General features: G+C 69.2%; 38 protein-coding genes. 6 read left to right on the top strand and 32 right to left on the bottom strand.

All coding sequences use genetic code 11. The annotated features are described in order from the left end of the window. Positions 1 to 3 precede the first annotated feature (3 nt). The 32 genes from DEJ43_RS10615 to DEJ43_RS10470 form a co-directional block, all read right to left on the bottom strand. The gene (locus DEJ43_RS10615) at positions 4 to 960 is read right to left on the bottom strand and encodes a phage major capsid protein (protein WP_015033349.1); all 957 of its coding nucleotides are present in this window, start codon (positions 958 to 960) and stop codon (positions 4 to 6) included. A 12-nt stretch (positions 961 to 972) separates the two neighbouring features. Beyond that, a complete protein-coding gene (locus DEJ43_RS10610; RefSeq protein WP_015033348.1) occupies positions 973 to 1,560 on the bottom strand; it encodes a coiled-coil domain-containing protein in 588 nt (195 codons plus the stop codon). 54 nt (positions 1,561 to 1,614) lie between these two features. Next, positions 1,615 to 2,385, bottom strand: coding sequence for a VG15 protein (locus DEJ43_RS10605; RefSeq protein ID WP_015033347.1), 771 nt, complete (start codon positions 2,383 to 2,385; stop codon positions 1,615 to 1,617). Beyond that, positions 2,366 to 3,793, bottom strand: coding sequence for a phage portal protein (locus tag DEJ43_RS10600; RefSeq protein ID WP_015033346.1), 1,428 nt, complete (start codon positions 3,791 to 3,793; stop codon positions 2,366 to 2,368). Before DEJ43_RS10600 ends, DEJ43_RS10605 begins: the two co-directional genes overlap by 20 nt. Further along, positions 3,790 to 5,520 (bottom strand): phage terminase large subunit protein, encoded by a 1,731-nt coding sequence (locus DEJ43_RS10595; RefSeq protein ID WP_015033345.1) that lies wholly within the window; start codon positions 5,518 to 5,520, stop codon positions 3,790 to 3,792. The genes DEJ43_RS10600 and DEJ43_RS10595 overlap by 4 nt, the downstream gene beginning before the upstream one ends. Then, entirely contained in the window at positions 5,513 to 5,947 is a 435-nt protein-coding gene (locus DEJ43_RS10590; RefSeq protein ID WP_015033344.1) for a phage terminase small subunit, read from the bottom strand. Before DEJ43_RS10590 ends, DEJ43_RS10595 begins: the two co-directional genes overlap by 8 nt. 340 nt (positions 5,948 to 6,287) lie before the next feature. Further along, on the bottom strand, positions 6,288 to 6,563 hold the full coding sequence (locus DEJ43_RS10585; protein WP_015033342.1) for a hypothetical protein: 276 nt from the start codon (positions 6,561 to 6,563) through the stop codon (positions 6,288 to 6,290). A 289-nt stretch (positions 6,564 to 6,852) separates the two neighbouring features. Continuing rightward, on the bottom strand, positions 6,853 to 7,050 hold the full coding sequence (locus DEJ43_RS10575; RefSeq protein ID WP_015033340.1) for a hypothetical protein: 198 nt from the start codon (positions 7,048 to 7,050) through the stop codon (positions 6,853 to 6,855). Between the two features lie 17 nt (positions 7,051 to 7,067). Beyond that, positions 7,068 to 7,934 (bottom strand): NAD-dependent epimerase/dehydratase family protein, encoded by an 867-nt coding sequence (locus DEJ43_RS10570; RefSeq protein ID WP_015033339.1) that lies wholly within the window; start codon positions 7,932 to 7,934, stop codon positions 7,068 to 7,070. After that, complete coding sequence (locus DEJ43_RS37410; protein ID WP_015033338.1) at positions 7,934 to 8,533, bottom strand: class I SAM-dependent methyltransferase; 600 nt, start codon at positions 8,531 to 8,533, stop codon at positions 7,934 to 7,936. The genes DEJ43_RS10570 and DEJ43_RS37410 overlap by 1 nt, the downstream gene beginning before the upstream one ends. Continuing rightward, a complete protein-coding gene (locus DEJ43_RS37405; protein WP_041662340.1) occupies positions 8,530 to 9,228 on the bottom strand; it encodes a glycosyltransferase family 2 protein in 699 nt (232 codons plus the stop codon). The genes DEJ43_RS37410 and DEJ43_RS37405 overlap by 4 nt, the downstream gene beginning before the upstream one ends. A gap of 76 nt (positions 9,229 to 9,304) precedes the next feature. Further along, positions 9,305 to 9,883: a DUF4352 domain-containing protein gene (locus DEJ43_RS10560; protein WP_041662339.1), complete on the bottom strand. Its 579-nt coding sequence runs from the start codon at positions 9,881 to 9,883 to the stop codon at positions 9,305 to 9,307. Positions 9,884 to 9,982: 99 nt separating this feature from the next. Beyond that, positions 9,983 to 10,267: a hypothetical protein gene (locus tag DEJ43_RS10555; RefSeq protein WP_015033335.1), complete on the bottom strand. Its 285-nt coding sequence runs from the start codon at positions 10,265 to 10,267 to the stop codon at positions 9,983 to 9,985. Between the two features lie 9 nt (positions 10,268 to 10,276). Further along, the gene (locus DEJ43_RS10550; protein WP_015033334.1) at positions 10,277 to 11,197 is read right to left on the bottom strand and encodes a hypothetical protein; all 921 of its coding nucleotides are present in this window, start codon (positions 11,195 to 11,197) and stop codon (positions 10,277 to 10,279) included. Positions 11,198 to 11,230: 33 nt separating this feature from the next. Next, positions 11,231 to 11,677, bottom strand: coding sequence for a hypothetical protein (locus tag DEJ43_RS10545; protein WP_015033333.1), 447 nt, complete (start codon positions 11,675 to 11,677; stop codon positions 11,231 to 11,233). Between the two features lie 25 nt (positions 11,678 to 11,702). Next, the gene (locus DEJ43_RS10540; RefSeq protein ID WP_106433701.1) at positions 11,703 to 11,945 is read right to left on the bottom strand and encodes a hypothetical protein; all 243 of its coding nucleotides are present in this window, start codon (positions 11,943 to 11,945) and stop codon (positions 11,703 to 11,705) included. Between the two features lie 233 nt (positions 11,946 to 12,178). Next, positions 12,179 to 12,661: a hypothetical protein gene (locus DEJ43_RS10535; RefSeq protein WP_015033331.1), complete on the bottom strand. Its 483-nt coding sequence runs from the start codon at positions 12,659 to 12,661 to the stop codon at positions 12,179 to 12,181. Then, a complete protein-coding gene (locus DEJ43_RS10530; RefSeq protein WP_015033330.1) occupies positions 12,658 to 13,248 on the bottom strand; it encodes a DUF6197 family protein in 591 nt (196 codons plus the stop codon). The genes DEJ43_RS10535 and DEJ43_RS10530 overlap by 4 nt, the downstream gene beginning before the upstream one ends. Positions 13,249 to 13,345: 97 nt before the next feature. Further along, positions 13,346 to 13,537 (bottom strand): hypothetical protein, encoded by a 192-nt coding sequence (locus DEJ43_RS10525; RefSeq protein WP_015033329.1) that lies wholly within the window; start codon positions 13,535 to 13,537, stop codon positions 13,346 to 13,348. Between the two features lie 100 nt (positions 13,538 to 13,637). Next, complete coding sequence (locus DEJ43_RS10520) at positions 13,638 to 14,036, bottom strand: hypothetical protein (RefSeq protein WP_015033328.1); 399 nt, start codon at positions 14,034 to 14,036, stop codon at positions 13,638 to 13,640. 21 nt (positions 14,037 to 14,057) lie between these two features. After that, positions 14,058 to 14,300 carry a hypothetical protein gene (locus DEJ43_RS10515; protein WP_015033327.1) on the bottom strand — a complete coding sequence of 81 codons (243 nt, stop codon included), beginning with the start codon at positions 14,298 to 14,300 and terminating at the stop codon, positions 14,058 to 14,060. A 202-nt stretch (positions 14,301 to 14,502) separates the two neighbouring features. Beyond that, the gene (locus DEJ43_RS10510; RefSeq protein ID WP_015033326.1) at positions 14,503 to 16,533 is read right to left on the bottom strand and encodes a hypothetical protein; all 2,031 of its coding nucleotides are present in this window, start codon (positions 16,531 to 16,533) and stop codon (positions 14,503 to 14,505) included. Then, complete coding sequence (locus DEJ43_RS37400; protein WP_015033325.1) at positions 16,530 to 17,804, bottom strand: SPFH domain-containing protein; 1,275 nt, start codon at positions 17,802 to 17,804, stop codon at positions 16,530 to 16,532. Before DEJ43_RS37400 ends, DEJ43_RS10510 begins: the two co-directional genes overlap by 4 nt. 20 nt (positions 17,805 to 17,824) lie before the next feature. Beyond that, on the bottom strand, positions 17,825 to 18,043 hold the full coding sequence (locus tag DEJ43_RS10495; RefSeq protein ID WP_015033324.1) for a hypothetical protein: 219 nt from the start codon (positions 18,041 to 18,043) through the stop codon (positions 17,825 to 17,827). Then, complete coding sequence (locus DEJ43_RS10490; RefSeq protein ID WP_015033323.1) at positions 18,040 to 18,579, bottom strand: DUF6919 domain-containing protein; 540 nt, start codon at positions 18,577 to 18,579, stop codon at positions 18,040 to 18,042. The genes DEJ43_RS10495 and DEJ43_RS10490 overlap by 4 nt, the downstream gene beginning before the upstream one ends. Continuing rightward, positions 18,576 to 18,734 (bottom strand): hypothetical protein, encoded by a 159-nt coding sequence (locus DEJ43_RS37395; protein WP_158506256.1) that lies wholly within the window; start codon positions 18,732 to 18,734, stop codon positions 18,576 to 18,578. Before DEJ43_RS37395 ends, DEJ43_RS10490 begins: the two co-directional genes overlap by 4 nt. Further along, positions 18,734 to 18,961, bottom strand: a complete 228-nt coding sequence (locus DEJ43_RS10485; protein ID WP_015033322.1) for a hypothetical protein — start codon at positions 18,959 to 18,961, stop codon at positions 18,734 to 18,736. Before DEJ43_RS10485 ends, DEJ43_RS37395 begins: the two co-directional genes overlap by 1 nt. Positions 18,962 to 19,069: 108 nt before the next feature. Beyond that, positions 19,070 to 19,282, bottom strand: coding sequence for a hypothetical protein (locus DEJ43_RS10480; protein WP_015033321.1), 213 nt, complete (start codon positions 19,280 to 19,282; stop codon positions 19,070 to 19,072). Between the two features lie 105 nt (positions 19,283 to 19,387). After that, entirely contained in the window at positions 19,388 to 19,792 is a 405-nt protein-coding gene (locus DEJ43_RS10475; RefSeq protein WP_015033320.1) for a RapZ C-terminal domain-containing protein, read from the bottom strand. 75 nt (positions 19,793 to 19,867) lie between these two features. Continuing rightward, positions 19,868 to 20,005 carry a hypothetical protein gene (locus DEJ43_RS37390; RefSeq protein ID WP_158506255.1) on the bottom strand — a complete coding sequence of 46 codons (138 nt, stop codon included), beginning with the start codon at positions 20,003 to 20,005 and terminating at the stop codon, positions 19,868 to 19,870. After that, positions 20,002 to 20,166: a hypothetical protein gene (locus tag DEJ43_RS37385; RefSeq protein ID WP_015033318.1), complete on the bottom strand. Its 165-nt coding sequence runs from the start codon at positions 20,164 to 20,166 to the stop codon at positions 20,002 to 20,004. Before DEJ43_RS37385 ends, DEJ43_RS37390 begins: the two co-directional genes overlap by 4 nt. Beyond that, positions 20,163 to 20,477, bottom strand: coding sequence for a hypothetical protein (locus DEJ43_RS10470; protein WP_015033317.1), 315 nt, complete (start codon positions 20,475 to 20,477; stop codon positions 20,163 to 20,165). Before DEJ43_RS10470 ends, DEJ43_RS37385 begins: the two co-directional genes overlap by 4 nt. A 237-nt stretch (positions 20,478 to 20,714) precedes the next feature. Between DEJ43_RS10470 and DEJ43_RS10465 the strand changes: the two genes are divergently transcribed. The 6 genes from DEJ43_RS10465 to DEJ43_RS10440 all read left to right on the top strand — a co-directional run bounded on the left by DEJ43_RS10465 (position 20,715) and on the right by DEJ43_RS10440 (position 23,704). Further along, positions 20,715 to 20,957: a hypothetical protein gene (locus DEJ43_RS10465; protein ID WP_041662336.1), complete on the top strand. Its 243-nt coding sequence runs from the start codon at positions 20,715 to 20,717 to the stop codon at positions 20,955 to 20,957. Between the two features lie 189 nt (positions 20,958 to 21,146). Next, positions 21,147 to 21,716 carry an NUDIX hydrolase gene (locus DEJ43_RS10460; protein WP_202490739.1) on the top strand — a complete coding sequence of 190 codons (570 nt, stop codon included), beginning with the start codon at positions 21,147 to 21,149 and terminating at the stop codon, positions 21,714 to 21,716. Further along, positions 21,713 to 22,120, top strand: a complete 408-nt coding sequence (locus tag DEJ43_RS10455; RefSeq protein ID WP_015033314.1) for an NUDIX hydrolase — start codon at positions 21,713 to 21,715, stop codon at positions 22,118 to 22,120. The genes DEJ43_RS10460 and DEJ43_RS10455 overlap by 4 nt, the downstream gene beginning before the upstream one ends. A gap of 134 nt (positions 22,121 to 22,254) precedes the next feature. After that, complete coding sequence (locus tag DEJ43_RS10450) at positions 22,255 to 22,632, top strand: type II toxin-antitoxin system RelE/ParE family toxin (protein WP_041662335.1); 378 nt, start codon at positions 22,255 to 22,257, stop codon at positions 22,630 to 22,632. A 113-nt stretch (positions 22,633 to 22,745) separates the two neighbouring features. After that, positions 22,746 to 23,399, top strand: a complete 654-nt coding sequence (locus tag DEJ43_RS38675) for a helix-turn-helix domain-containing protein (RefSeq protein ID WP_323806178.1) — start codon at positions 22,746 to 22,748, stop codon at positions 23,397 to 23,399. A gap of 107 nt (positions 23,400 to 23,506) precedes the next feature. Continuing rightward, positions 23,507 to 23,704: a hypothetical protein gene (locus tag DEJ43_RS10440; RefSeq protein ID WP_145953697.1), complete on the top strand. Its 198-nt coding sequence runs from the start codon at positions 23,507 to 23,509 to the stop codon at positions 23,702 to 23,704. Position 23,705: the final 1 nt, after the last annotated feature.

Genomic DNA, 23,705 nt, shown 5'->3' with positions numbered 1-23,705 from the left:
GCATCAGGAGGAGCCGCCGGCCGCCAGGTACTTCACGAAGGCCTCCTCGTCGCCGAGGACGAAGCCGTAATAGGCCTCCGCGAGGAGGAGCACGAGGTTCTCCTGGAAGGCGGAGTGCACGCCGCCATCCTCGTCGATGTACGTCGCCTCGCGGGAAATCTTGACGGTGATGTCCATGCCGACGCCGTAGGCGGTCTGCGACCAGTCGCCGCCGATGCCGCGCAGACCAGTGTCGATGGTCCCGGACTGGCGACGGAGCTTGCCGGACACGCTGCGGGAGTATGCGACCGGCTCGCCGACCAACGTGCCGGCCAGTGCGGCGCCGGTACCCGGCTGGGTCGTATCGACGAAGATGGGACGGCCGGTGGTGTCCGTCGCTCCGAGGAGGCTGGGCTTCATCCGGTGGTCCAGGACCGTGCCGGTGTAGTCCCAGTCGTCGTCGATGGTCTCCTTCATACCCTTGACGATGTCGCCGTAGATGCCACCGTTGGCCTGCGTCGTGCCGCCGATGGTGACCGACTTCGTGGTCATCGCCAGGTAGTCCGCGAAGGGCCCGGTGGCGCCCTTCATCGTCTTGCCGTGGATCGTGGCGCGGTCGAAGGCCCGGGCGAACGCGGTCGGCAGGTCGCGCTGCAGCTGCGTCCACAGGCCCGCCGCGTTGGAGTCGGCGACCTCCATGGCGACCGGGATCAAGACCGCGATCTTCTTGCCGGTCATCTGCTTGATGTCGACGCCGCCGGTGCTGATCGGCTTTCGGCCGGCCTGCTCGACCCAGTCAGCCGTCGGCACGTCGAGCGGCACCGGGACTGCGGTGTTCGCCGTCATCGCCAGCGGTACGCGCTTGGCGAGCGACATGACCGCCGACTGCTCGACGGACTTCTCGAAGATGGGCCCGACGAGGGTCTCGGGCAGGAAAGTGCTGTCGATGTCCGACAGCTTGATGGGCGGCGTAGCAGCCATGGTCTACCTCTCTCAGCGGCCCCCGTTGAGGGCCCTCTTCATGAAGCCCGCGAACTCTTCCGCCGGGCTGTTGGGGGTTCGGTTGCCGTTGCCTGACGAGCCCTGCGTGCGGTCCGGTCGCGGGGATCGCGGCCCTTCGGGGGCCTTGGCCCAGTGCGGCTTGCGCTTGAGGAGGTCGGCGAGGTCGCTCTTGATGGCGTCGGTGTCGATGGCCCCGTCGTCGTCGACATAGCCAGACAGGTCCAGCGCGCCGGCGGCGTCCTCCGGGTCGGCGAACTCCTTCGCGGCGAGCGCCTCCACCTTCGAGGCCACGGCTGTGCGGATGGCCTTAGCCGCCTTCTCCTGCTGGGCGGTCAGCTGCTCGGAGAGCCGTTCCTGCTCGGACTTCTGGGCGTCCTCGAGCTCCTTCGCCTTGCGGGCGAGCGGTTCGAGCTCCTTGAGGCGATCGCGGAGGCTCTTGTTCTCCGCGTTCTTCTTGTTGATCGCCTTTTTGGCGCGGTCCGCGTCGAACGGCTCCTCCTCGGCGCCCTCCGCCTCCGGGGCGGTGTCGAGCTCCTGCGGCTGCTCTTCGACCTGCTCGGTCTGGGTCTCTTCAGGCATGGTGAACTGGCCCTCCAGGGGCTGAGAAAGGCCACCTCCAGGGCAGCCGCGGGTTTACAGAGCGGGCGAGTGCCCGTGTTCGGCGAGGGCCAGGCGGAACCGCCTCAGCTGATCGCCCGAGTGAGGCGCCGCGAACTCGCGGTACAGCCGCTCCCACTCGCGTGCGTGGTCGGACAGCTCGAACCGCTGCCCTTTGAACACCGGCACGACGCCGCAGTGGCAGCCGTCGTGGGCCTGGAAGTCGGCCGTGTCCTCCTTGTAAATCGCTCCGCGGGTCGCCAGGAGCTTGCAGAAGCTGCACGCGCCCAAAGCCGCAGAACGCGCCCATGCGGTGGCCTGCCGGTCGCGTTGCACTGCACCTTGAACCGTGCCGCGGCCCTGGTCAGAGACCAACTTCTGGGCGACCGCCTCAGCCTTCTTCTCGGCCTGCTCAAGGCGGACGTCCATCGGCTGGCGCTGGGCGTCGGTAGTCTCCGGGTCCTCCGGGTCTCGCGGCCACAGATCCTTCGTCGCCCACCGCAGGCTGTTCTCGACCTGCTCCTCCGGGGGCGGGTCGACGAGCGGGACGGTGAAGCTTCCCGTGACGCGGGCCGCGGCTCGCTGCGCTTCGTAGTAGTCCGCCGAGAGAGCGGACGACGCGGCGCCGTACTGGTCCACCAGGGACCTGACTGCCGTAATCCATTCGGGCACCGTGGCCTGGAGCCGGGAAGGGATGATGATCCGCCGCAAGGAGCGCATGTCGCGGACCAGCAAGCGCGTCACCCCGCGCTGGGCCTGCCGCTGCCGTACCGCGGCAGGCCCAGAATCAGAGGTCGTACTCGCCATCGCCAGCCTCCGGTACCGCGGTCTCCTCGGCGCCCTGGCCCACAAGGGAGGCCAGGACCTGGCGGCCCTGGGCCCGGCGTCGCTCGGCGGCGACACGCTCGCGCTGGTCCTCGGTCAGACCAGCCATCTCCAGCGCCACCTCGGAATCTGCAGGCAGCAGGCCGGCGGCGACCATCTTCACCGCCGCGTCGGTCTGGGCCGCGATCGTAGGCGTCGCCGGGTTGCGCCACACCGTCTCAATGCGGCGTGACGGATCAGGCTGTTCGCCGTCCCGGACCCACAGCGCCAGCTGCATCGTCGCCTTGTGCGTGGCCCCGAACCGTCTGATTCTCCGCTCGGCCTTCTTGACCAGGGCGCCCTCGGCTGAGCGGATGGCGTCCGCACTCGCAGGGTTGTCGCTGGTGTAGCCGAGCATGTGTGGTGGGACCGACAGCTGCGACGACATGATTCGCGCATACAGGTCGATGATCTTCGTCTGGCCCGACGGGTCATGCGCCGTGAACGCGCCTACCGTCGGGACGTCACCGTCCTCGTCCCGCTCCAGGGCCAGAACGCGCCCGATGTAAGTCTCCCACGCGCTCTTGGCGTTGCCCTCGGCGTCCTGGAACGCGGACTCGCTCGCGCCCAAGATGTAGCGCTGAGGGGCGCCGAAGAACTCGGCAGCCACCTCGATGCCCATCAGCCGGCGGCATGCAGCATCCGTGATGGACCGGACCTCGGGAGTGATCTCCGACTTTCCGACCCGGTCACCGGTTCGCTGCCGGTTCGCCATACGCAGGACCGTCACCACGCCGAGACCGTGCTCGTCCCGGTCGATGACTTCCCAGTCGTTCCCCTGCTGTACCGCGTAGATGTTCTGGTCTGGCAGGTACAGCGTGACCAGCCGCTCGTCCGGCGTCAGACCGAAGTCGTAGCGGTCCTGGCACTCCCGCAGCGCGTATAGCGGCTTGCGTAGCCGGGCATCCCAGGCGAGCGTCATGTCGAGCGGCGACTCGTAGGTGATGATCGGCGGGGCGCCGTCGTCGTCCGCCGTGCCGACCGTCACGTACTCGTGGCCGTAGGTCAGGGCGTCCAGATGGGCCAGGCTCGACTCGTCATACAGGTCGTTCGCCTCGGCGATCTCCTCCAGCTCGGTGGAGTCCGACCCGTCAGCCCAGCGAAACGCCTCCAGGTCGAGGCGTTGCTCCAGAGCCTCCACCCCGACTCGCGGCCAGCCGATGACCGTGTGCAGCGTCTTCAGTTGCGGCGGGATGCTGATCCCCAGGTCTCGGATGATCTGCTCGCCGTTGAAGTAGGCGTCCAACACCTCCAGCTTGAATCGGTGGGCCAGCAGATCGGTTCGGAGAAGGGTAAGGATCTGCTGCTCGTCGTCCGACAGGCCGACCAGGGGCAGGGTGGGAATCGTCATCGCAGGACCACCACCCTTCCCGCACCGCGGGCCTTCGACCGTTTCGTCCAAGCCGGGCTGTTCATGACCATCCGGCGGAGCATTCGGGCGCCGATTGCGCACACCGCCAAGTCCACCTTCCGGGCGGACTCGCGATGCTCCTTGCCGATCGTGTAGCCCCAAGCGTTCGTGCGGCGACGCGCGTTGGCGATGTGCTGCCGGAGAACCTTGTGGCCGTCGTGGGTCACCTGCCGCTCCAGCACATCCCGGTAGAAGCGGTCCACGGCCTCTGTGAAGGCCTGCTGGCGCCGGCGGTCACGCATGTCCCACATCACCGCGTGAGCACCGTGCCCGGACGAGACCGCCTTCAGTTTCAGCCGCTTGCCGTACCGCTGCGCCCACGTGTCGATGTAGCTGTCCCAGTACCGTTCGCCGTCGGCGTCGTCGAAGCCTGACCCTGGGTCGGCGAAGAACGCCAGCGGCCTGTACGTAGCGAAGGTGAAGTCCACGACGCCGTCGACCTCCTCTCGCGGCACCCGCCAGGGCACCCCATCCGGCCAGTTCGGCCGCCTCTGCCACACGCCGAGCGTCTGCAGGTGACCGTCGGACAAACGGCATGCCACCAGGCCTGTCGCGTCGTCCGACTTGGAGCCGTCGAAGAAGAGGACGATCTCGTCGCCCGCCTGCAACTCGATGCCCTCGTGCGGGCACGCATTCCATTCGTAGGGCGCCAGATAGGCGTCCTCCGAGGCGGTGATCTGGTTGAACCAGAACCGGCGCGACCGACTGGGCGGGTTGCGGACATCGAGGATCGACGCCTTCAGCCGCTCGAGGTCCAGCCAGACCGAGTCGCCCCGGACAGCGCGCAGTGTCGGTTCGATCCACTCCTCGGACAGCTTCGCCTCCGCCGGCGCCTCCAGGCTGTCGTAGAACAGCCCGACCTCCGCAGCGCGGCCAGCCTCCGCCGATTCGAACGCCTCGCGGGTCCGCTCGGCGACACTGTCCTCGCCAGGCTCGTAGGCGTTGGTGTTCGCCAGCGTCCGGGACTGTCCGTCAGCCGACTTCGTGGCGTTGCGCTCGATGACCGCGGCCATCTCGTGCCCCTGGTTCGACTCCAGCCAGTGATGCGTCTCACCCAGATTCACCGCCGTCGGCCGACCGCCCTCCAGCGCGCGCGGCGAGCTCGTGACGGCTTCGATGCGGGCGCGGCCCTTGTCGGCGTAAATGATCTCCTTGCCGAGGTCGATGCGGAACTCCTCGATCGCCCGCTTCGTCAGGATCGACGGGAACAGCGTCATCGTGTTCCGCGTCTGGTCCTGGCTCACCGCGGCGATCTGCACCCAGGCCGCCGGATGCGGCTGGCCGAGCGGCTGGCCCGGAGGAACACCCCACTCATTACCCTCATCCGCGACCTGCCCGAACCGGCAGGGGCCCACGAACTCGAACGCCGACCAAGTGGCGATCAGGGGATCCTTGCCCCAGCCCTTCAGCCGCTGGATGACACCGTCGCGCCACACGAACCGGTTCGTCACCGGATCCATGGCGTACCACCACAGCGTCAAGCGGGCCTGCTCGGCCGTGTAGCGCCACGGAGCCCCGACATAGTGCTGAAGGTAGGTCGCTGTCCACGCCAGGGCATGCCATCCGAGCGTGTACTCAGGAAGGAGGAACTTGCCGTCCTCTCCGCGCTGCCACGTAGGACCGATCGTGAAGGGCGTGACGACCTCGGGGACCTCGTTCTCAGCCACCGATCGAAGCTCGGTAGGCGTCGATCGCTGTCACCGAAGCCGGGACCGCCTTGACGGCCGGCTTGCGCTCCAGCTCGATACGGACCCGGCGCCGGTCGCCCTCCGTTGTCAGCAGGCTGGCCATCACCGAGTTCAGGGCCGCGACGTACTGGCCGTTCGGGGGGCGGTCGCCTGTCAGGCCGCGGGACATGAGCTCGGCGGCATACCGGGCCATCGCCCAGTCTGACGGCTGGTAGAACGCAGCTTGGCCAGAGTCCCGCAGCGACAGGTACCAGTCAGCGGCGATCGGGTGCCACAGCGGATCCGGCTCGGGCAGGTCCGGCAGGTCGGTCGGCGTCGACGGCGCCTTCACCAAGGCGACGTCGTCGGTCTTGTTGCGTCGCCGGCGCGCTTCGGAGCGCTCCGGGATGGGTCCACGCGTGCCCATGGCGACCTCCAGGGTCTGACGCGCGCCTCCGGGACGCGCTGGGGGCGAGAGGTGGCGCCGTGGGGGGCGCCAGGGAAACCCGTACAGACAGTCGCTATCTATACGGCCCCGATCAGGGAGAACGCCGGCAGGGGGGTATCCCCCCACCCCGGCAGCCGGCCGACGGGCGAACCGGTCGGCAATGATCAAGGGTCGTCGTGCGTCCAGCTGTGAGCCCAGAGGTCGGTGTAGTCGGCCTCGACCGCGAGCTGCAGCACGTTGTGCTGGCTCGTCATGCCTCTGGCTTGCAGGGTCATCGGGACTGGCGTGCCGCAGTCGGGACACTGGACATGCACTGTGCCTACGTCGCCCATGGTCCTGCCTCCTGCTGCCCCGTGGCGCCGGCCGTGCTCTCCAGGTCCACTGCCTGCTCGCCCTGCGTCTGGAGCTGTTCAGCTGCGCTGCTGTCGACACGTTGGATGTGTGCTCCCTGGCCGGCCGGGACGGCAAGGCATACGCCTTGGCCGTCAGTGAAGACGGCCCATCCGCCGACGAAGGCGAGCGTGAGTTCGTCGTCCTCGATGAGCATGTCTTCGCGGCGCTGCTCTGCGGGGTGCTGGATGAGGTAGGACGGCATCACTTCATCCCGGGGTGGGGTTCGGGTGGGCGAGCACGTCCTGGTCGAGGGTTGGCCTTCTGCGCTGCGTTGCCCTCTCGGCTGCTCTTCTGGTCGTGGCATGGACCGCAGACGCCTTGCAGGCCCGTCTCGCTGTGGTCGTCGGCCTTGGCGACGATGTGGTCGCAGAAGGCGGACGGTCGGACGCCGCAGATTTTGCAGACGGGGTCTCGGGCGAGGATCTGGGCCCGGATGCGCCGCCAGTTTGGCGGCAGCCGGCGGGCTCGGTTCGAGTCTTTCCATCTGCCGCTCATGAGGGATGGCATGCGAGCGTCTCGACCCTGTAGAGCCCGGTGTCGTCGGGGTACGGCCTGATGCACGGCTTGGCATCTGCGGGGACGGCCAGGCCCTGTCTCGCGGCGAAGTAGCGGGCGTAGACGAGTACGACGTCAGGAGGAGGCGGTTGCTCGGGAGTGAGGACGTCGTAGTAGATGTACGTGTCGCCCATGGCTCGGCTCCTCTCGGTCAGGCGGCGAGTGCCCGCTCGATGCCCTCTTCGAGGGTGACGCGGGGCAGGTGGAAGTCGAGCATGCGGCTGGGGTCGCAGACCCTGTGGTGAACGCCTTGCGGTGCGGCCGGCAGGTGCTTCAGCTCGGGCCGGTAGCCAGCCGCCGCGGTGACCATCTTCGCGAGCTGGTCGAAGGTGGTCGCGCGCCCCGTGCCCAGGTTGACGGGCCCCGTGACACCTTCCTCCACAGCCGCGAGGGTGGCGTCGACGATATCGTCTACGTGGATCCAGTCGCGGGTGGAGGTGCCGTCGCCCCAGATCTCGAAGGGGTCCTGCCGCTCCCTGGCTCGCCGGATGAACGCGGGGAACGGGTATGCCTCGTCCTGGTCCCCGCCGTACCCGGAGAAGGGCCGCAGGATCGTCATGCGGGTGCCTTCGGCTTCGGCGTACTGGCAGAGCTGTTCGCCGGTCAGCTTGGCAAGCCCGTAGGTGGCGTCGGGCCGGCCGGGCTGCTGGTAGCCGATGTCGGTTTCGACGAGGCGCCGAATCGGTCCGGGCTGCTGCAGGGCGACCGGGTAGGCGGCGGAGGAGCTGAAGTAGACCGCCCTGGGCGTGCCTGAGCGGGCTAGCCACCGCATGTACCAGGCGTCGAGCCCGAGGTTCGTTCCGACGCCAAGAGGCGAGCCATCGATGCTAGCCCGGCCTCCGACGATCGCAGCGCAGTGGATGGCGAGGTCGTATGGAGCGCTGTTGAACCGGAAGAGGTCCAGCGCGTCGGGCCCGTTGACGATGTCGATGGCGGTGACGTTGTCGCCGCGGGCGTCGAGGGCAGTGTGGAGGTGGCGGCCGATGAACCCGGCGGAGCCGGTGAGGAGTACGCGCATCAGCTGCCTGCCTTCACGGCCCGGAAGACGGGCCAGGGCAGGTCGCTGTCGAGGCGCTTGAGCCCGATCCGCTTGCAGATGGCGTCCTGCTGTTCGCGGGACCAGGTGGTGACGCTGATCCAGCTGCTGCCTTCGGCAGGTTCGTCGGAGGCTGGCCAGTCGAGGACGAGGAGGCCGTTGATGCGGACTGCTGAGCGGAGGCCTTCGATGATGGCTTCGCCGGCTTCGTAGCCGTGGTGAATGACGACGGCGAGGGAGATGACGGCGTCGGCCTTCTTACCGATGACGGCGGCCAGGTCGAGCCCGTCACTGAGGACCCGCGGCATGTCGGGGTCGCGTTGGGCGAGTCGGTCGAGCATGGTCTGGGAGCCGTCGGCACCCGTGACGTCGTACCCGGCCTGCCTGAGGGGGATGGCCACACGCCCGTCGCCGCAGCCGAAGTCGATGACGCGGCAGCCTTCGGGGAGGACGGTGGCGAGGAGTTCCGCCTGCACTTCGCCCGAGATCTGGTAGGCCTCCTCGGACACCTCGCGGGTGGGGTGGATGGCGGCCGGGTCGGCCTCGTTCCAGGCCACGATGACGTCGTTGATGCTGCTCATGCCGCCTCCTCCACGAGTGCCCGCAGCTTCTCCAGGTCGGCTTCGAGGCCGCCTTCGTCGCGGTAGGCGTAGTAGGCGGTCGCGTCGGCCGTGGCCTGCTCGGAGCTGTTGCACTCCTGGTAGCCCGCATCCATCGCGGCTTTGCCGTTGGCGGGGTGCATGTGCTCCAGCACGACGTCGCCAAGGTAGGTGATGCGGCCCATGCCGCGGCCCCAGTCGAGCCAGACGAGGTCGAGGCAGAGGTGAACGAGGGCCGGGGGTGCCATGTAGCCGAGGGTCTGCACGATGTCGCTGGTCATGGCGACGGCGGTCGGCATCCGCTCGCCCATGAGGAGGTCGTTGCCGTAGACGACACCAGGCCCGCCGGAGAGGCAGACACGGAAGCGCTCGTCCCATCCGGCGCTCCTCGGCCGGTGGTCGTCGCCCATGAATGCGAGGAAGCGGTAGCGAAGAGCCATCTCGGCGGCGGCCTTGTTGAGGGTGCCGCAGAGCCGGAGCCGTGGGCCGGTGACCCAGTGGACGCGGGGGTCGTCGATCTGCTCCATGTGCTCGCGGTAGCCGGCGAGCATGGGGTCGTCGTCATCGACTGCGAACAGCAGGTCGGCGGTGGCGCCGGTCTGCCGCCAGCAGTCGAGGATGGCGGGGACGCTGTTGGGGCGGCCACGCGTGGGCACGATCATCAGCAGGTCGTCCATGTGGCGCCCTTCTTCGGTCGGGCGCGGGTGCTGCGGGGCGCCGGGAGGCGTCATCGCACCTCCCGGCGTCCTGGGTTTACTTGAGCGTCCACTCACCGGTCTGGTCGGAGAAGCCGCTGTTCATGCCGAACTGCACGGTGGTGATCTTCGAGTTCTTGGGCGCCTCGAAGACGAGCCAGCCGAGAGCCTTCGCGCCGGGCTTGAGGGTGACGCCGGCGGCCATGGCGGGGCCCGCCTTGATTTCGGCGATGACGCCGTTGAACCGCTGGCCGTCGGCGTCGGCGACTTGCATGCCGTTGCTGGGGCTGTCGTCGTACACGGCGGTGCCGCTGTTGACGATCTCGATCTGGATGCCGATCCAGCGGTTGCCTTCGTCGGGGTTGAAGAACTCGTCCTTCGGGACAGCCGGGTCGGAGACCTTCTTGAGCGTGACGGAGATCTGCTCCCCGTCTTCGAGGCCCTTGAGGGTGATGGTGTCTCCCAGGCCGGCGTCCTTCGGCGCGGGTGCTTCCGTCGTTTTGGCGGGCGCTTCGCTGGCTGCGGGCGAGGTCGGCTTGGGGTCGGGCTTGGTGGCGACCTCGGGCTCGGTGCCGGTACAGGCAGCGAGGGTGAGGGCGAGGGCCGCGGTGGTTGCGGCGATGGCGGTGCGTCGCATGGTCCCCCCAGGACTTTGCGTGATGAGAGGTCTCATCGTTGTTGCTGCTGTGGGGGTTGGAGGCGTTGTCTCCGTTTCGTGACCTATGCGGTACGCACCTCAGTCGATGCTGAACCGCGGGCTTGCGACGACGGGCTTCTCGGGTGGGGCAGTGATCTCAGCCCAGACGCGGTAGGCGCCTGGCCCTAGCTCTACGGCACCTCCGGGCCCGACGAGCAGCGCAGCGTGGTGAACGCCGTCGACGGTGCGCCACTCGGCGACGTGCCAGTCGCTGGCTTCGGGCCGCTCGCCGTCGAGGAGGACGGCGACGCGGACGCTGTACGAGGTGGGGTCGCTGGCGGAGTTGATCGGGGTGAGGAGCTCTTCGAGGCTGCTGCGGTCCACGGTGCCCCCTTACGTCCGTGGCGTCCCGGCGCTCCAGGCGGGTGCGCGGGTTCGTCCTGCCGTCCACAGGCTGTGGGGTGTTCCGGCCACGACCCTGTCGACGCCGCCCCCGCCTGCCGCCGCAAGCGGCCTCGCAGTGCTGGTCTCGACGGCGACGCCGAGGACCGCGGTCTTGGTGCCGGTCAGCGGCTGGGCGGTCTCGACGCCGGCGGCCGTCGTGAGGCTTCGGCTCGTCCCGCCAGTGAGGGCTTGCGCGGTCTCGGCGGCCACTGACGTGGCGAGCAGCCGCGCCTTAGCGCCTGCCAGGGCCTGCGCCGAACCGACCTCCGAGGAGGCGGTGAGTGCGGTCGTCTTGCTGCCGGCCAGCGCCTGGGCCGCGTCGGTCTCGCCTGCGGCTGCGAGCGCCACGCCGGCGGTCACGTCCGCGGCGGAAAAGTCGTCGAACCGGATGGCGCTGGCCGACGTGGACCGGAGGCCGACGCTGGTGCCCGTTGCGACGGCCGTGTTGACGACCGAGACCCGCTCGACACCGTTGACGAATCCCTTGATCGCCGACCCGACGGCCTGGACCTTGGCGACGTCGCCCGGGGCCGCGGCCGCCGCGTAGGAGCCGATGACGGTGAACGTGCCGCTGACGACGCTGAACAGGTCCCAGCTCGCGCCGTCGTTCCGCCACAGGTAGCCGCTGCTGATGTTCGAGTTCCCGCGACACCACACGCCGTGGCTGGCGGCCGTGGTGGCGGCGATGGTTATCTGGGCGGAGTGGTCGCTGCTGTCCATGGGGCTGGCCGCCCGCAGAATGATCGTGCCGCCGTCCGAGCCCGGGGACAGCTGGTTGGAGACGATCGACCAGAAGCCGCTGACCTGGACCCAGCCGGCGCCGAGGTCGGTGGAGTTGGGGCGGTTGAAGTCGTCAGCGAAGGCTGCCATGGCGACCTCCCGCCTCCGTCGGTGAGCCGGCCGTCACGCGGTGGAGGTCGCGCGGTAGAAGTCGGCGACGCTCAGGGTGAACGAGTTCCCGTCCGGGGTCAGCGACACGTCGTGCTTCGTCAGCGGTACGAGGTCGGCGTCGGTGCCGCCTGTCGTGTCGGGGTCGTAGCAGATGACGACGGCGCCGACCGCGTTGCCGGTCGCGGCGGTCCACGTAATGTCGGCGCAGTCGACGGCCACCCGGTCGTTGGCGTCGTCGACGGTGACGGTGACACCCGTGAGGGTCTTGCGGCCCATCGTCGTCTGCTCGTTGGAGGCGCCGGCGAGAAGGGATGCGAGGTCGTCGTAGTCGCGCATCGTCGTGTCGGTGACGAGGCCGGTCGCTTCGAGAGGGACTGCGACGAGGGCGTCGTTGGCTGCCGGGAGGGCAGCGAGGGCCGCGACGCGTCCCAGGGCGGTGTTGAAGACGAGGTTCGACATCGTCGGCTCCTCTCGCGGGGGTGGATCAGGCGGCTCGGGCCCGCTGAGGTGTGGGCTTGTACCGGGCGGCCAGCGCCTCTATCTCGGGGAGCGCGTACATGGTCTTGTACTCGTGGCCTTGACCGGAGTACTGGCGGGGGTCGCCTTCGTAGCGGGCGACCTTCCCGCGCGAGGCCCATTTCCGGATGACGGGCTCAGGCACGCCGGTGGCGGCCGAGGCTTCGTGGGCGTAGACGAGATCCGTGGGGTAGAGCTCGGTCGGGTCCATGACGCCCCCTGACATGCAGAAAGCCCCCGGCGGATGCTGGGGGCTCTAAGTAGCGGCGGACACACTGGTATCCGGATGGGGGCAGTGTGACATATGGCTGCTCGGCCTGACAACTACTGATCTGCTGCGCGCCTTCTCGCTGCTGTCGTGCGAGGGCGGCGATGCACCGGCCGCAGAGGTCTCCGGGCTCCTCGCCGCTATCACCGCTCCTTGGCGTGGCCGTTGGCGGTGGGTTAGCGGATGCGGGCCAGCTGCCGCCCTGAGAGTTTCGCCTCGGCCATGAGGACGTTGGTGGCCCGGATGACTCGCGGCCAGGACGCGCCTAGGAGTCGGCGGGCGTCGTCTTCGGCCTGGATGCCGGCCTGGGGGTTGGGCTGGTACTGGGCGACCTTGTCCAGGTCGGCTCGGGAGGATGTGCGGGAGATGCTCAGGCGGTGGCTGGTGATCAGCCCGTACTGACGCATCCAGAGGTCTTGGGCAATGTGCCCGCCGTGAGCGCAGACGAGGTTAGCGTGGATGTCGTGATTCGGTGCGCACACGACCCGCCCTCCGTGGATTCTGCCCTTCCTGGCGTTGATCTCGATCTTCCGCACCTTCATTCCGGCGGCTTCGCCGGCGACGGCGTGTCCGATCTCGTGGATCGCCGTCCAAGCGATGTACTGCGCGTCGGTGAAGCCGAGGGCTCGCTGGACGTCTGCTGTGGTCGTGACGCTCACTGGGCCACCTCGTGGGCAGCGGCGCTGTGGATCAGGTGCAGGATGTCGTCAAGGGTGCGTTCGGACCGGTCGTTCCATCGGTGGTAGGGCTCGTTGATGCCGCGCCGCCGGAGGGCGTTCTGGAGGCGGGCTCCTGCGGCCTGGGCTGTGTGTTCGTCGCCGTAGCCGAGTCGGTAGAGGACGGCTTGCGCGCCGAGAATGCACCGACGCCCCCCTCGGGAGCGGAGTCCGCCGCGGTGGTGTCCGTACTGCTGGATGACGAGTGCGGTGAGTTCGAGGTGCTGCTGGACGGTGATCTGGCGGCCGGCGCCGTGGAGCCGGCGGGCAGGGGTCAGAGCGAGGGCCCAGTCGGGGATGATCCGCCACAGCCGCCGCGGGGCGGCCAGGGCCGGGGTGGCTTGCTCGGTGGCGGCCTCCAGCGTGGCGAGGGCTTCGGCAACGAGCTGGGCGGTGGTCTTGGTGACGAGCGGGTGCGCGGTCTTCGGGGCCTGTTCGGCGAGGTAGGCCTCGATGGAGGCGATGAGCGCGGCCGCGTCAACGGGTAATGCCCTGGGTGGGGTTGCTGTGAGGGGCATGGTCGTGGTCATCTCGAAGTCCTCCTGTACGTGGGTGTGCGGGTGGGGTGGGGCGCTCCCGTTGCTGCCAGGCGGAGGGGGCGCCCCGTTCATGGCGTGTTGTCTCGGGTCAGTGCTTCTTGCACTTGCCGCGGCTGCAGTTGGTGCAGCTCGCGTTGATCTGGTTGCGGATGGGGGCCAGGACGGCGTTGGCGATGGTGTCGCCAACTCGCCCGCCGGCGTTTCCGGCGACCTTCTTGCCGGTGTCGTGGAGAGCGGCTGCTGCGTTATCGAGGGCGGCGGCGGCCTTGCGTCCGAACATGGGGTCCTCCTGCTGGTCTGTGGTTGGTCCGGGTCTGTCCCGGCTCCCTGCCCGTCCCCGATCCGTGGTGGCGGCGGGGGCGGACAGGCAGCCGTCAGGCTCAGCGGCTTCCGGCGTAGCGGCGGATGAGGGCCTTGGCGGCGTCCTCGGCGTGCTTGTTGGCGACCTTCTGGGCGGCCTGGTGGGCGGCGGCGCTGTAGGTCTCGTGGGTGACCATGGCTGCCCGGTTGGGGATGCCGGCGGGCCGGGCGGTGTGCACGGCGCGTTCCTGTGCGAGGAGGGAGGGCACGGGGATGGTGGCGCCGCTGGTGGGGTTCTGGGCGATGCGGTTGCCGGTGAAGGGCATGGTGTCGTCGGTGACGATCCATTCGGTGTAGGTGGTGCTGGGCTCGCCCTTGATGGCGACGTGGTCGTGGATGACGTAGAGGGGGGTGCCGGGCTTGGCGTCGCGGCAGAGGGCCTTCTTGTCGCCTCGGGTGGCGTGGTAGGTGGTCTTCATGTCGGGTCCTTTCGGGGGTGGTCAGGCGTGGGTGGGGGGCTGGGTGAAGATGCCGCCGCAGCGGGCGAGGAGTTGGGCGAGGGTGATGGAGCCGGGGCCAGCGGCGTCGATGGGCCGGACGAGGTGGCTGCCGAAGGCGGGGCTGGTGTCGTCGGTGACGATGAACTCGCCGTTGAGGGCGTAGAGCCGGTCACCGGGCTGGGCGTCCCGTGCGAGCTCGGCGGCGTCGGCGCGGGTGGGCTGGTAGTGGGGCTTGAGGGGCATGTCGGGGTCTCCTTTCAGGTCGGGATGTTCTTCGCATATGGGGCGTGGCACGGCCTGGTACGGCCCGTGACGCTGCAGGTCAGGGCGTTGTGTGGGGGTGTGACGGGGGTGTGACGCGTCACGGCCTGGAGGGGGTCGTCACGCCCCCGTCACGGGGTGCGTCACGGCCGTGACCTGCGACGTCACACCCACCAGAGGCCGTTTAGACGAGCAATCCGGCGGTGAGGGCTTCGATCGTGGAGAGGTAGTAGCCGCGGCCTCCACGCCACTGCTTGGTCTTCATGTCGGCGTGCGGGTCGAGCTGGGCGGCCTGCTTGCGGAGGGCCTCCTGGAAGCGGGCGAGGGCCTGCTTCGGCTCTTCGTCGTCCTGCGGCGCCCAGGTCTCGGAGGCGGAGGAGACGTAGTCGTAGATCTCCTCGCTGGTCATGCGCTCGGGGTCGTTGTTGGCGGTGAACGCGAGCCGGGCGAGTTCGACGGCCTCGGGGAGTTCGATGCGGGGCTTGACGGTGTGGAGGTCGTCGAAGGTGACACCGGCGGCCTTGAGGGAGATGTCGTCGATCCAGGGGCGTCCGGCGGCGGCGCGGGCCGCCGCGCGCTCCTTGCACTCAGCGGGGGTCATGGAGATGAACTTGTGGATGAGCGGGTCGCGTTGGCCGGCGCCCATGATGTACGCCTTGCCGGCGTCGGCCGGGTCCTCGCCCTGGGCGGGGTGCAGGCGGTCGGGCCTGTAGCCGTTGGCGCCCGCTCCGGCGCCGCAGACCTGGACGATGTCCTGGTGCCGGGCCGGACCGACAATCTTGAGGGCGATGCTGTCGGCGATCGCGGCGCCGATCGAGTCCTTCGTTGCTTCCTGGGCGGCGAGACCGACCTGGACGCATGCCTTGCGCCCAACGCGGAGGATCGCGACGACGAGCGCTTTGGCCTTCGGGGACAGCTGCGGGTACTCGTCGATGAGCGCGACGATCGCCGGATAGTCCCAGGACGGGACCCAGTTGTCGCCCATGCCGAGCTTGCCGAGGAGTGTCGCCCGCGCCTTGGCGACCTTGAGGAGCTTCTCCAGGACGGCTTCGATGACGTGCATCTGGTCCGCACCGACGACTCGCACGCCCACGGCTTCCGCGAGGGGTTCGAGCCCGTTGCCGCCCGGGTCGAGGTCGATGACGACGACGTCCTCGCAGGCAGTGAGGACGTCACCGATGGACCGCATGGTGACGGACTTCCCGCCGCCGGACGAGGCGATCACGATGAAGTGCAGGCCCAGGAACGACAGTTCGGTGGGCTGGCCGTCCATGCGCAGGGCGAGCAGGGCCTTGTCGCGCAGACGGCCGCTGTTGGGGGCCCGGTCGGGCAGGGGCGGCATCTTCACGAACGGGTCGCCTTCGACGAGTCGGAGGGTGGCGCGGGCCCGGCTGGCGCGCAGCGGCTGGCAGAGGAGGCCGTCGACGGGCAGGTCGAGCGGGGTTTCCAGGTCGCCGGCCTTGGCGATGAGGTCGGCGGGGGTGCCCTTCTGGAGGCGGACGTTGATTTCCCAGCCCCAGTCGTAGCGGCGGCCGGCCTCGACCTCGGCGACCGCGATGCCTTCGGAGACGAGGGCGCGGCGGACACATTCGGCGGCTTCGGTGCGGCTGGTGGCGTCCGCGATCGGGAACGGCGCGCCTTCCTCGGCGAGGATCTCGATGCGGCCGGGGTCGTCCTCGGCGGCGATGATGGCGGGCCGGCCATGCCAGGCTCCGTAGGCGACGGTGGCGATGCCGAGGAGGAGGCTGGTCCATACTCCGCCGGCGGCGACGCCGACGGCGCTGGCGGTGCCGGTGGTGGCCATCCAGGCGCCGGTTTTCGCGCCGTAGACAAGCCGGTGGTGGGTGTACTCCTGGCGGAGGCGCTGCACGGTGCGCTTGGCGCTCTGTTCGAAGTCGGCGTCGCCTTTGGCGGCCTTGAGGTCGGCACGGGCGGTGTGGATCATCTGCGGGTAGTCGTCGCGCCAGCCGTCGGTCCAGCGGGCGGCGAGGCGCCAGTAGCCGCGGGCGGTCCAGGGCAGGTAGCCCCAGTTCGTCAGGGCGTGGCGCCGGGCGAGCTGGGCCCGCTCGGCGGCGGACACGGCCCACGCGGGCCGGGCAACGACGGTGCCCTGGTGCTCGACGACCGTGCCCTCGACGGGGGTGCCGCCGTTGTCCTTGACGATCGTGAGCGTGGGCCGCTCGGCGCTCTGCTCGGCGTGGGTGGCGGTGGTCACTGCTCCTCCTTCTTGGCGGCCTCGCGGGCGGTGATCGCTGCCTGCCGGCGGGCGACTGCCGCGTACTTCGGGGTGTCTCCGGCGCGGCGCGTGGCACGAGCCTTCGGGCCCGGGTGCCGGGCAGGGGGCATTTGAGGCGCACGCTGGGCGTTCGTGACCTTGACGGGCTTCTCGCCGGGGGCTTCGGAGCGGGCCGCGAGGACGCGCCGGGCGGCTGCGTTGCGGCCGCGGATGATGTCGACGGACTCGCTCGGGTCGGTGCCTTCGATGTCGTTGTGCGCGCGCTTCCAGACAGCGTCGGTGACGGTGGTCTCGCCGAGCGCGGCCGCGAGCTTGACGGCGTGCTGCCACACCTTCGGGAAGTGCTTCTCGCGCTGGGTGGCCAACTCCTGGTCCCGCTCCTCGGCCGCCTTGCGTGCGGCCTCCTGCTCAGCCGCTGCCTGCTTGTCCGCAGCCGACTTCTCGGCGGCTGCCTTGCGGCAGGCCTTCTCCTCGGCGCGTCGTTGCCGCCAGGTGAGGGTGCCGTCGCGGCGGGCGATGCGGCCGTGCTCGTGGAGGTCCCACATGCCGGGGCCGGCGATCGAGGCGAGCGCGGTACCGAACGCGGTGGCCGGGTCGAACGCCTCCAGGCCGTGCACGATGTTGATCGTTGCGGCGGTGAGCGCGCCGCCCCAGGCGACGAGCCGGTAGTGCCAGTGCGGGCGCCCGGCAGTGACTGCGGCGGCGGCGCCGACGAGGGCGACGAGGGCGATCACCTCGATGAAGACCGGGGCGACGAGGAGGTACTTGGCGTCGGGCTTGTAGAAGGCGGCCATCTGGACGGGGAGGGCGACGGCGGCGCACAGGGCGTAGAAGCCCTTGGCGGTGTTCCTCCAGCGGCCGGTGGCGGTCTCGACGGCCTGGGCGGTGGCGGCTTCGGCTTGCTTGGCGGCTTCGGCCTGCTCTCGCTCTTCGGCTGCGGCGCGTTCCTCGGCTTCCTTCTTCCGGTTTGCCTCGGCGATCTTCGCGAGTTCGGTGGCCTTCTCTCGCTCGAAGCGGAGCGCGGCTCGCTCGTTGGCGAGACGCTGCCGCACGGCTTCCTCGGTGGCCTTGATGCGGATGGCGTCGGCTTCGGCTTCGGCCTTGATCCGGCGGTCTTCCACCTCGGCGGCGGTGAGTGCGCGGATCTTCTCGGCTTCGGCGTCTGCAATGCCGGCCCGCGCCCACGACTCGGCGTGCGAGGTCTCGGGCAGCACGTGGCCGTTGACCTTGTCGAGGGGCGTGATGCTCACGGTGATCGCTTCCTTCCGGGTTAGGCGGGGGTGCGCTGCGGCGGGATGGTGGTGGTCTGGGTGGGGGTGCGGGTGCGCTGGTTGTCGAGGAAGCCGTCGAAGGCGACCGCGACGGCGGCGAGGAGGACGAGGGCGAGGCGGGTGAGGAACGGGACCTGAAGGCCGACGAGCCATGCCAGACCGGTGAAGATCAGGAAGACCCTGGCGCGGGTGAGGCCGATCAGCCAGCCGAGGCTCACCGGACCGCTCCCGCCAGCGCGGGCCACAGCCGGTCGTCGCGGCCCCATTCGGTATCGATGATGTGGAGCCTGGCGCCGTGCTCCTTCAGCTCGCGAAGTGCCTGACTGCCCACTCCGCGCCACGTGGCGTGGATGTCGTTACGGCGCATCCGCCAGCCGCCGATCGTGGTGACCGGGCGGCGGGCGTCCTCGGTGAGGACGATCTGGCGCTTCGGCCAGCCGCGGACCACGGTCAGCCCCTGGTCCTGCAAGGCGAGGAGCCGGTCGAGGAGCGGGCTGTGGTCGTGGACGACACCTTCGACGCAGGCCCGCTGCCGGTAGCCGCCGCCGATCTCGCCGGGCTGGGAGGCGACGGTGACGAACCCGGCCCGATTCAGGGCGATCAGGGTGGGGACGAGATGACGGGCGCCACCCGTCTCCTCCTGCCCGAACGGGCCGTCGTACCCGGGCCAGGACGAAATCCGGCCCTCCAGCCAACCGGCCATGTTCTGACCGAGGTCGGCGATCGTGCGGGCGTCACGCCACACGTTGCTCACTGGGACTCCTCTCGAATGTCTCGGGCGATCAGGGCGGCGGCATCGTTCAGGGCTTCGATCTGGGCGCCGGCTTCCGGGTCTCCCTGCTGCTGCTTGACCGACAGGACGGCGAGGCCTGCGCAGGCCGCGGCGAGTGCCTGGTCGGCGGTGACCATCAGGCGGCGAGGTTGCGGAGGGCGTCGAGCTCGTCGCGAAGCCGCGGGCCGTCGGGGGTGGACTCGTCGATCCGCTCGGCCAGGTACTCGGCGGCGAACCGGTCGAGGACGCTGCCGGTACGCAGGGCGGCCAGGTAGTCGGTGATGACGCCGGCGCGGACCGACGCCTCGACCTCGGCGAGCTGCTCGGACGGGCCATCGGACGGGATCAGGACGAGAGCGGGCATGGCGTGCTCCTTCAGGTGAGCGGGGTGGCCGGGTGGAGTGCCCCGGGCCGGATTCGATCCGGCAGCGTCACGCCGGGTCCGGGGCTGGGGAAGTCGGAGCTCCCACAGCTAGCGCGGAGTGAAGACCGCGCTCACGATCCGGATCTCCGAGAGGGGGACATGCCGCCGCTCAGCGCAGACCCGACGGATGTGCTCGAGCTGCTCGTCCTCGGTCTCTCCTGATCCGAGGACGTGCCCCCAGTGCTCCTGCCGAATCTGGCCGACCTGGCTGGTAACCATCCAGTCGTAGGTCGTGCCGGCGATGAGCCTGGACTTGGACATGGCAAATCTCTCCTTGTGGCAGAGGTGCGGGATGGGGTGGGTAGCCGGGGCCGGCAGCAGGGGGATGGACCGCCGGCCCCGGCGGCTAGAGGGGGATGGACGGGGCTAGCGGGTGAGAACCGGCTTCGCCAGGTCCCTGTGCTGCACATCGACCAACAGGCCGCGGCGGCGCAGACGGCGGGCGAGGTAGTGGGCAGTCGTCGCGCTCCTGTGCCGGCCGCCGACGCATCCAACGGCGACGACGACCTGGCCGGCGGACGGGCCCTTGCGGAAGGCGAGGACCTGGCCCACGGTCGCCTTGAGCAGCGCCCGGATACCCGGGGTACGCAGGACGGCCTTGCGGACCGGACGGTCGACAGCGGTCATGTAGCGGAGCCGGGGGTCGACGTGCGGGTCACGGAACGCGTGCCGCAGGTCGAGGGTGATCGTGGCGTCGGGGGCGGCCTCGTGGCCGTACCCGAAGGAGATGACCACGACGTCAATCTCCGCCTTGGGTTCCGAGCGGGACATGGGTGTCTCCCTGGCTGTGGCTTGGGGGCGGTCCAGGCGCGCCGCACGGCGGCCTGTCCGGAAGAGGAGGGGGTGCTAGCGCTGGGCTTCGGCGGCGAGCCGGGCCTGGCGAGCGGCCTCGGCGTCGGCGGCAGCCTGCATGGCGGCCTGGATCCGCTGCTGGGCGAGAGCCTCGGCGGCCTGCTGCTCGGCGATGTCCGACACGGCGATCACCGACCCTTGCGGACAAAGGAGGCGGCGGCGTGCGCGGCCTTGTCGGCCTCGGACATCGGCGGGTACTCCATCACGATCGACCCGCTGCCCTTCTTGCGGCCGACCGCGATCAGACGACGCGGAGCCGGGACGGTGGCGGCCTCAACCGCGGGGGCGGTCACTTCGCACCGCCGTAGGTGCGGACATCCAGCGACGGCGGGACCGGGCGCATCGGGGCGCCGGCCAGCTTGCCGACGAGGATGCGGATCACGGTGTCGCGCTCGAAAGCCGAGCGGCCGGTCGGCATCGTCAGACGGGCGGCGCCGAGGCGGCCCTCGATCCGGCCGAGGGCCTCGTCGGTCGCCGGGGCGTCGATCAGCTCGGCGCCTACCTCCGCCAGCAGCTCCGACAGCGGGGCCGAGAGGAGGCGGTCGACGGTGAGGGTGTTCGAGGCAGCGGGCACACGGGTGCCGCTAGACTTCTGCGTAGCCATGAGGGTGACCCTTCAGAGATTCCTCGTGGTGGGGCCGGCCTGCGATGTGAGAGTCGCAGTGTCCGGCCCGTTCTGTTCTGTTGTGATGTCGCCCGCGGACTGGGTCCGGTGAGAGTGGGCTATGACCAACTTCAAGCGTTTGCTTGGAGCCTGTCGCTGAGGAAGACAGTAGGGCTCTCGCGAATCCCCGTCAAGCAGAAGCTTGTAGCGAGTCGAGAAGTTCCCTACGCTCACCTCATGACCGAACTCCTCGAGCAGCAGCGCGCGGCGCTGATCAGCGATCTGGCCGCTCTGACCGATGGCCCTGCCGACCGCTTCAAGAAGCTCGACGAGCTCGGCAAGCTCCTTGCCTCGGACATCAAGAAGGCCAAGGCCGACGCGGTGATGGAGCTCCACGAAGGTCGCTCCTGGAACCAGGTGGGGGTGCTCCTTGGGGTCACCGGCTCGCGAGCGGAGCAGATCTCGCGCGCCTCTCGGTAGCAGCGTTTTCCTCATGCCTGAAAGTCAACCGGCATGGAGGCACTCAAGCCATGGCCGCCCAGTGCGATGCCGATGCAGCGCGAGCGCAGCGACAGTGCAAGATCTCGGATTCGATCTCGCGAGGGGCGGACAGTGGAAGTCGTGACCTGGACTGGCCGCACGGCGTGCGCCCTGCAGCAGGCTCTCCGGATGACCAACGAGCAGTTCGCCGAGCACCTCGATGTTGGGGTCCGCACGGTGGCCAGCTGGCACAGTGCACCGGACAAGATCCCGAAGAACGACACCCAGCAGCTCCTCGACACCGCCTACGAAAGGGCCCCCGCATCGGTGATCCGTCGCTTTGCCGCCTTATCCCGCCCGACCCCAAGTGCCGCTCAGGCGCAGGCTTTCCGCGTGGCGGTCGCGGTCGTAACCAGGGGCGCCGATGTGCTCCTGGTCTGCCGACGGGGCGACGATGCCCTCACCTGGCAGTTCCCAGCTGGCACGGTGAAGCCCGGCCGCAAGGCCGAGGTGGTCGCCGTCGAGGAGACCCGAGCGGAGACCGGCGTGCGGTGTGCGGTCCGGCAACGGCTCGGCGAACGCGTGCACCCCCGGACAGGGGTCCTAGTCGACTACTTCCTCGCGGAGCACCTGATGGGCGAGGCCGAGAATCGAGACCCCGACGAGAACAGCGACGTGGCTTGGGTGCCGCGCGCTGACCTGACCCGTTTCATCCCTGAGCAGCAGATCTACCCGCCGATCCTGGAGGCACTGGCGTGACCGAGCAGACGACTGAGCAGGGCATCTCCACGGCCATCATCACGAGGGACGACCGTGTCTTGATGATCAGGCGCCGGGAGCGGGAGGGGAAGCTGCTGTGGGCGTTCCCGGGCGGCGGCATCGAGGCCGGGGAGACCGCCGAGCAGGCCGCGGTCCGGGAGACGGCCGAGGAGGTCGACCTGGAGGTGAAGGCGGTCCGGTCGCTCGGTGAGCGCGTGCACCCGCAGACCGGCCGGCACATGTCCTATGTCGCCTGCGAGGTCGTCGGTGGCGACGCCAGGGTCGCCGACGAGGAGGAGCTGGCCGAGGTCGCGTGGATCCGGCTGGACGAGATCCCCGACTACGTGCCGTGGGGGCTGTTCGGGCCAGTGCAGGAGTACCTCGACGAGACGCTTGGCGCCTGACGCCGCACGCAAACGAGCCCGCCACCGTGAGGTGGCGGGCTTCGTCGTGCTACCCGGTCGCAGATGTCTCGCCATGATCGGCTTGTGACCTGCAGGTTTGGGGTATATCTTTCGAGGTATATACCATGAAAGGTATGGTGGAGCTGTATGCGGTGGAGGCGGAGCCCGAAGTGGTCTCCTGGATGACTGGTCTCATCGACAGGCATCACGCTCACGTGGATTTCGCGGTCGGGATGCTGGCCGAGCAGGTCGAGACCCTGCGCGGCCCGTACTGCAAGCACCTCGGCGGCAAGACGTGGGAGCTCCGCTTCAACCTGGGCACGCAGGCGCACCGGGTCTCGTACTGGGTGGCCCCTGGGAAACGGATCGTGCTCTTGACGCACTTCCGCAAGACGAAGATGAACGAGAAGGCCGAGGTGGCCCGCGCGATCGCTGCGCAGGCCGCGTGCGAGGCCCGGCACGCAGGTGAGGCCACTCACGAGTACAGCCGCGCGACCAAGAAGGGAGAGTAGGCGTGAACCACACTAGTTGGAGGTCAGTCCGCTCCCAGCGGCTCGCTTCCGCCGACACGGATGAGTACGAGAAGGCCCACCAGGATGCACGCCTCGCATTCATGCTGGGGCAGATGGTCTATGACCTGCGTACCAAGCTGGGGCTGACGCAGACGGCGCTAGCGGAACGTGCGGGCATGAAGCAGCCGGCGATTTCCCGTATTGAGGGTGGCGGCACCGTGCCGACGCTGCCGCTGCTGCGCCGGCTGGCGGACGCCTTGGATGCTGACCTCAACATCAGCTTCACTCCACGGAACACACCTGCCGAGGCTGAAGTGCCCGCCGAGGTTGCACGCGGGCTGACGGTGGCGGAGGCTGCTGAAGAATCCGTTGAGCCGGAGATCACCGAGGCCGTCGAGCAAGACGAGCCTCTGTTTCGATCGACCATGGCTTGGCTGGAGGGTTCCGGACAGGTTGATATGGGCTCCTTGCCTGAGGCGTGCCTGGTCTATGGGGCTGGGGAGTTGGTTGCTCCGACTCGGCGCCTAACTCGCCATGCCAGCAGTCTTCGTCTGCATCACTGGCTGGTCCGAGCCGCCTTGCTACGGCGTGATGATCCCTCTCGGCAGTTCTTCTTCCAGAGGAGCAAGGTCGTGAGGTTGCTAGCTCAAGAGTCGTCCGAGCGTAGGAGCGAGCAACTGCACTCGTCCTTGCAGTCCGTGCGCGAGCTGTTCGACTCGCTAGCGGCGGAGTTGGAAGACGAAGCGGAGCGCTTGGCTGACGCATGACCATCGTGCGTGGCATGCGTGCAGTGGCGCCCCATACGGGGGACCGCCACACGATCGTGTGGCGGTCCTAGTAGTGCCTGTTCGCAACCGTGCGCGTTGCTCTTGTCGTGGATACCTCTGAGCCCGTCATCGGCAGCTACCCGACTGGCCCCCGCTTGCCGCTTCTCACCGCCGCCGAGGCTCACAGGCTGATTGAGCTGTTGCTGTATGTCGAGCTGTTGTTGCGCTTCCACGACGACTTTGAGAAGGGTGCGGCGGCTGGCCAGCTCGCGTCGGAGCTGGCGCGGCGGCTGCCTGCGGAGTAGG

This window comes from Streptomyces venezuelae ATCC 10712, assembly GCF_008639165.1.
Taxonomy (GTDB): Bacteria; Actinomycetota; Actinomycetes; order Streptomycetales; family Streptomycetaceae; genus Streptomyces; species Streptomyces venezuelae.
Note: the sequence above shows the minus strand (reverse complement) of the source record. Positions and strands in the feature narration are given on the sequence as shown.